The following is a 6,320-nucleotide window of genomic DNA, read 5'->3' as shown; positions in this document are numbered from 1 at the left end:
CGGGGAAAGAGGAGAGGTTGACCGTCATGACAGAAATTATATAGATTAAAATTAGAAAACTTAGGTAAATTGGCAAGATTTTAACTTTTTTCATGATCGAAGTTATCCCGCTTACATAATTAAAATTTTTTCTCTGCTTTTTAGACTTATTTTTGACAAATTTAGCAAGTTTGCCAGAGATATATTATCCTACTCGCCAGCTTCTTTGAGATACTGATTGATATGATAATTCGGGTTAACTTGACAAGAGTTCGAGCGCCTGTAAACGCAAGTTCCGTTAAAGCATTTCTCCCGTTGATAATCTCCGACCGCGGCAGTGTCTTGGTTAAATAATAGATAATTAAAATAAGGTTGTAGTTCCTCGAAATTTTGGTTATCTTTAAGGAAATAAATCGGTACATCTTGGTGTAAGTAGGCGTATCCCCCCGTGTACTGCCACGCCAATCCTTTTACTCCTAAACCGCACAGTTTTTTCTCGCTACTTAAATACTCATAGGCTTGTAATTGTCCGCCGTGGGTTTGCCAGTGAGTATAGCCCGGTTTTTGCCAAGGCGGTCCGAAATTAAAAGTCTGGTCCGTATTAAAACGCCCCGCCAACAACCAAGAGAGAAAAGCCCAAAGAAGTAAACTACTAAAAATAACGATAGTTTTGCCGGCGAGGGAACCTCGCATTAACGATAAACGCGAGACGAGAGTGGCGGTTCCCAAACCAGCGAGAATAATAATTAGTGGTAGGGCAGGGAACATATAGCGATATTCTTTGTGACCTAAAAAGCTGTGAGAGAGGATAATAACTAGGGCCAGAAGGGCGAGAATCCAGTGACGACGAGCAGCGATTGCACAGAAGACGAGGATCGGAAACAGCCACCAAGACCAATTGAGGGCTAACCAAGTAAAATATTGCTGCCAGGGGGATACGCCAAAACTATTAAATTTTCCTTCAAAAATATTAATCCAGATCAGTTTCCAAATCGATTGGAAGGGGGTGGACCAAGTGAAAGCGTCTAAAGCACCCCCCAGCAAAACCGGACCGATAAAACCGAGGGCAAGGGGCAGTAATTGTGGAAAATTTTTTTGTCTAACTTGATAAATGAGGGCGATGGCGATGGCAGGCAGTAAATGAAATCGAAGATAGGTGGTCAATCCATAGAAAAACCCTGTCCAATACAGTCGCTGACGAGAGGGGGGATTTTTGCCGTAACATCCTAAATAAACGCCGACTAGCAGGGAATAAGCGGCCATAACTTCGGTGAAGGCTTTCGGGGCAAAATAGATAAATTCAAACCAAATCGCACAAATACCGCCAGTGAGGATAGCGCCGGCCAAACCGATGCTTTCGTAGGCGATCGAGAATCCGATCCAAACGGGAATTAAAGATAGTAAACTGAGGAAAATCTTGATGCTGGCCAGATAGCCACTGGCTCCTTCCGAAAAACCAGCAGTTAGCTTCATAATCCCGCCAAGAATCCCCGGAAATAACCAAGAACGAATCCCGTCCCGAAAATCCCAAGGTATCATCCCATTGCCAAAAGCTAGTCGATGACCCTGTTCTAAGGTCTGAAAAATTTCATCCGGCCAGAGAATATTAGGATAAGAGAAAGCGGCATTTAGACGCAGGAAAAGCGCAAAAATAAGGATTAATAACAACCAAACTCTAGAATAATTTAACTGACGAATCATGTTGGCAACTAAGGACAAGATGTTTGCTTTAGGGGAAAATATAGGGATTTTTAACGGGGTAATTATTGTTACTGGGCTATCAAGCTAATGTTTTTTAGCATATTGCTGATGGTAATGTCAATCTCTTAAGTTATAGTTTAGTGGGGAGAAAGTGGGGAACTTTTCTGCCAGAAATGAGTCCCTTGCCTAGAGTTGGCTATAAAGATGAGTTTGCCCTTTGATATCCCTGAGAATTTACGAAGGAGAAATTATCGAGATGACTTAACCTCGATAATCGGGTATTTAATCGCTCTGGGTTTGTCAAAAAATTTAACCGTCAAACCATGATACAATAGCGCGGGTTCACCCCAAAAGATAAATAGCGAGCCAATTTCAGAATAATGCTGCAACGAGATTTTCCATTTAAGAATTTTGAAAAGTTTGATTACCGTCTATTTCTGGGTGTATTAATTACTGGATTAGGTTTTATCTTAAGATATTATCAGTACGATTCCTTGCCTCCCTATAACTGGACTCAAGATGAATTTGCCTTTGCTTGGAGTGGCATGAGTTTGATTCAAGATGGAGTTCCTACCAGTTGGTCTTTCCTCAGTCCCACGGATGATTTTTTGGTGACAGTTTGGGAAAAAACTGCTGTTCGTTATCGTTTTGTTACCCCTTGGTTTGATCATCCTCCCTTGTTTGGATTAATTGTGGGTATGACGGCTATTTTATCGGGAGCAAAGGAATTTTTTGACTGTAGTTTAACAGTAATTAGAATTCCTTCTTTAGTTTTTGGCACTCTCTCTATTTTCTTGCTTTATTTATTAGCTTTACGTTTGACTAATACCGGTGTGGCGATTATAACTTCTTTAATTTTTTCCACTAACCCCAATACGGTTTTTTTATCTCGTTTAGCAGTTAGTGAAAATTTATTATTATGTCTAAGTTTAGCGGTAGCAATTTTATTCCTTCAGTACGGTGAAAAGTCTCAAAAAAAGTATCTATACTTGGCTATAGTTCTAGGTGGTTTAGCACCTTTAGTTAAGGTGACAGGATTATATATTCTAGGTTCTCTAGTCGCTTTACTATTATTACAAAAAAATTGGCGAGATAGCTTAATCGCTTCTCTGACGGCAGTTTTATCCTTTGGTTTGTATTACCTTTACGGTTGGTTTTATGATTTTAGTTGGTTTTTAACTACTCTCCAAGAACATAAAAATCGCTTTACGGATTTTGCTATGTTAAAAAATCTAGTTTTACCTACAGTTTTTTTTGAGGATGGTTGGTTAATTTTTAGTTGGATCACTTTGCTGTTAGTTGCCAGATTTCCTTTGAAAATATCTAAAATACGATTAGTTATTTTTCCTATATTAATCTATACAATTCTTCTTATTTTTTCTGGCGCTCAAAGCCATTACTATGCTTGGTATGTAATTCCTTACTATGGATTTCTCTTTCTAGTGCTTGGTATATTCTTAGACGATTTTCGTAAAAACTCTGATTTTATCAGTGCTGCCACTATCTTTATTTTTCTTGTCGTTTGGTCGGTGAATTTAAATATTAAGGATTGGGTTTTGAGTTCCCCTTACGGTAGATATTACTTTATTATCGGAACGGCAATTATTTTAGGGGGATTTTTCTTTAATGATTTAACTGAGAAAAAATCGAAAATTTTAACTAATTTTGTCAAGATAATCATGCTGATCGTCTTTTTGGGATTGTTACTAGGTAATCTTAATCTTATCCTTAACTATAAATTGCCAAGTTAAGCGAGTAAAACTAAACAAATAAATCTTGAATTTTCAATTATGACAAACCTCAAACGTTTTCCACTTTCTCATCCCTTATTTTGGGCAATTACCTACTTTATTGCTTTGGGGATTATCTCGGTTATTTTAGGTCAAGATGTTAGTTGGGATTTACGCAATTATCATTTCTATAATCCCTATATGTTATTGACAGGAAGGTTTAAGTATGATGTCCTACCCGCACAGATACAAACTTTTTTTAATCCCCTGATTGATGTTCCCTTTTTCGTCGCTGTTTATTATCTGAAACTGCCTCCGATTGTCGTGGGTTTTTTCATGGGAGGATTTCACGGGTTAAATCAATGGTTAGTTCACCTAATTACCTATCATTCCCTCGATAAAGTTTCCGAAAGATACAAGATAACTCTAAGCATAGCGGCAGCGATTACCAGTATTTTTGGAGCAGCCTATATCTCGGAGTTAGGAACCAGTATTGGTGATAATACCACCAGTGTTTTCGTTCTGGGAGGATTATTTTTTATAGTTATTAGTTTAGGGAAAAATCTGCCAATTCCCTCTAAAAATATTCTTTTAGCTGGATTCTTATTAGGATTAGCAACGGGGTTTAAATTAACCAATGCTTTATATAGTATTAGCTTTTTGGTAGCTATTAATTTTTTACCTAATTCTTGGTCAGAAAAGTTACGCAATTTAATTCTATCAATTCTCTCAATGGCCGTGGGTTTTAGTCTCACTGCTGGTTATTGGATTATCCTAATGTGGACAAAGTTTGCTAATCCTCTTTTTCCCTTCTATAATAAAATCTTTCAATCTCCTTATATCGAAACCGACTACAATTTTAAAGGGATACAATATTTGCCTAAAGATATCTGGCAATGGTTGTTTTATCCTGTTTATTTTATCCAGAGACAAACTCTTGTCTCTGAGGTTCCTTTCCAAGATAGCCGATTAGCTATAACCTATTTATTGATAATTTTACTAATAGTAGTGATTATTTTTCGTGCTATTTCTAAGCGCAATCTATCTTCTGAACCTGACTTAACCCACGGTGCAGTTTTAGGGTTTTTACTGCCTTTTTCTCTGACCGCTTACTCTATTTGGTTAGTGGGATTTTCTATCTATCGTTATCTGATGCCATTAGAATTAATCACTCCCACTTTAATTATTTTGATTATTGCCTATCTTTATCCTCGCAAGAAACCATTATTAATCATAAATTTGGTAATATTTTCCTTAATTGTCACTACGGTTAAACCGATGGATTGGTGGAGAATGGGATGGTCAGATAATTATTTTGGTATCGATAGTCAAGCATTAAAACCCTACGAAAATTCCACGATTGTTATCTGGGGAGATGAAGGAACATCTTTTATCGTCCCTTATTTTCCCGCTTCGACTCGTTTTGTGAGACTCAAAGGCAATACTGGAGTCAGTGAGGGAACTTTAATGCGAAAAAATGCCGAGACATTTATTGCTAATACTCCCCCAGAATCTCTCTACATTCTCCAGACGGACTTTAATAAAAAATCCCCTGATATAGTGGAGGATTTAGCGAAGGAAAATCTCGTTATTGATTTCCAAAGTTGTCAACCCTTTCCCACCAAAATCGAAAAATTTAATCTCTGTCGTCTTCAGAAAAAGTAATTCTCTACCTTTTATCTGTAATGATTTATCTATTGACGGTTAACTACAATTGCGGGGAATTAATTAAGCGTTTAATCGCTTCCCTCAACGATGACTTATCTGCTACTCTCATCATTGTTAACAATTCCACTGAAGATAAAAATATCCAATCTTTAGCAGCGCAAAGAGTCAAGATTATTGAAGCGGGGGAAAATTTAGGATTTGGGAAAGGATGTAATCTAGGACTTGATTGGATTTATCAACAAGACAGAGAAGCTATCGTTTGGTTAGTTAATCCCGATGCTTACTTATTACCGGACTCTCTGGAGAAAGCAAGCAAATTTTTTCAGCAATATCCCGAAGTTGCCATCGCTGGTACAGAAATTTACGAACCGGATGGTAAAATCTGGTTTGGTTGGGGAAAATTTAATGCCAAAATCGGCACAATTAACGTGGTGGAGGAATCCTTAGACTATGGAGATAAACCCTATCTTATTCCTGACTGGGTGACGGGATGCAGTTTATTAATTAATTTCTCGAATTTTTCCACTTGTCCCCATTTTGATCCCGATTACTTTCTCTACTACGAAGACTTTGATTTTTCCCGAAGATACGCAAACCAAGGCTATTTAGTCGTTGTTACCAATCAGATTAAAATCATTCATGAACCATCTTCTATCACCCGTCGCTATGGTTATCTAAGACTAACTCATAATATCTATAGTTATCTTCTCAGTCTCGAAAAACATACGACTTTAACTATCCTTGTTTATCGCTTGCTGCGGATGAGTTTTATGTCTTTACTGATCCTTCCCATTAAACCCAAATTCTCCCTAGCTAAGTTAGAAGGAATTCAACTCTATTGTCAAAGAATTATCACTAAACTGCGTCTAGGTTGAAACCCGTATTTTTGCCGCTTCAGGCAGCAGGTATTATTCTTACTAAATCCTGTGTAAAAGCTATAGGAGAGCGGGGAGCGGGGAGTAGTGGTGATGGTGAGCTATCTTGCTGATTTAGTCTGACAGGTCTAATGACCAGAAAAATCAGGAAGAGTGAGCGATTCATGTTAATTTTTATCTCAAATGTCGGGGTGAAGACCGGAAGCGCTCAGCGCGACGGGATGAAACCCCGACCAATATAAAAGAGCGAAGCACGACTAAAATCTTGACAATCTCTGCTGTATAGGTTAACTTAAAATAAGTTGTTTGAGGTCGATAAACAATGATTATCTTAGAAATGAAAGCAGTGGTCAAACCAAGTCAGTCT

Annotated in this window: 4 protein-coding genes; 3 read left to right on the top strand and 1 reads right to left on the bottom strand. The window is 37.8% G+C overall.

Translation table 11 applies throughout. The annotated features are described in order from the left end of the window. Positions 1-189: 189 nt before the first annotated feature. Positions 190-1,680 carry a glycosyltransferase family protein gene (locus PX482_RS21985; RefSeq protein ID WP_353852235.1) on the bottom strand — a complete coding sequence of 497 codons (1,491 nt, stop codon included), beginning with the start codon at positions 1,678-1,680 and terminating at the stop codon, positions 190-192. A gap of 380 nt (positions 1,681-2,060) precedes the next feature. Here PX482_RS21985 and PX482_RS21980 point away from each other — a divergent pair, with 380 nt between their 5' ends. Genes PX482_RS21980 through PX482_RS21970 form a run of 3 tightly spaced genes read left to right on the top strand, consistent with a single transcriptional unit; the run spans position 2,061 to position 5,953 of the window. Continuing rightward, entirely contained in the window at positions 2,061-3,431 is a 1,371-nt protein-coding gene (locus tag PX482_RS21980) for an ArnT family glycosyltransferase (protein WP_004159356.1), read from the top strand. Positions 3,432-3,470: 39 nt separating this feature from the next. Then, positions 3,471-5,075: a glycosyltransferase 87 family protein gene (locus PX482_RS21975; protein ID WP_004159357.1), complete on the top strand. Its 1,605-nt coding sequence runs from the start codon at positions 3,471-3,473 to the stop codon at positions 5,073-5,075. Between the two features lie 20 nt (positions 5,076-5,095). Then, a complete protein-coding gene (locus PX482_RS21970) occupies positions 5,096-5,953 on the top strand; it encodes a glycosyltransferase (RefSeq protein ID WP_004159358.1) in 858 nt (285 codons plus the stop codon). The last annotated feature ends 367 nt before the right edge of the window (positions 5,954-6,320 follow it).

Origin of the sequence: Microcystis sp. M53602_WE12 (assembly GCF_030065455.1) — a bacterium.
Taxonomy (GTDB): domain Bacteria; phylum Cyanobacteriota; class Cyanobacteriia; order Cyanobacteriales; family Microcystaceae; genus Microcystis; species Microcystis aeruginosa.
This window is presented reverse-complemented; position numbering and strand designations above follow the sequence as displayed.

What these genes read in the sequence shown, in the direction of transcription:
- PX482_RS21975 (WP_004159357.1), top strand. Translation starts at nt 3,471, where the DNA reads ATGACAAACCTCAAACGTTTTCCACTTTCTCATCCCTTATTTTGGGCA.
- PX482_RS21980 (WP_004159356.1), top strand. Translation starts at nt 2,061, where the DNA reads ATGCTGCAACGAGATTTTCCATTTAAGAATTTTGAAAAGTTTGATTAC.
- PX482_RS21970 (WP_004159358.1), top strand. Translation starts at nt 5,096, where the DNA reads ATGATTTATCTATTGACGGTTAACTACAATTGCGGGGAATTAATTAAG.
- PX482_RS21985 (WP_353852235.1), bottom strand. Translation starts at nt 1,680, where the DNA reads ATGATTCGTCAGTTAAATTATTCTAGAGTTTGGTTGTTATTAATCCTT.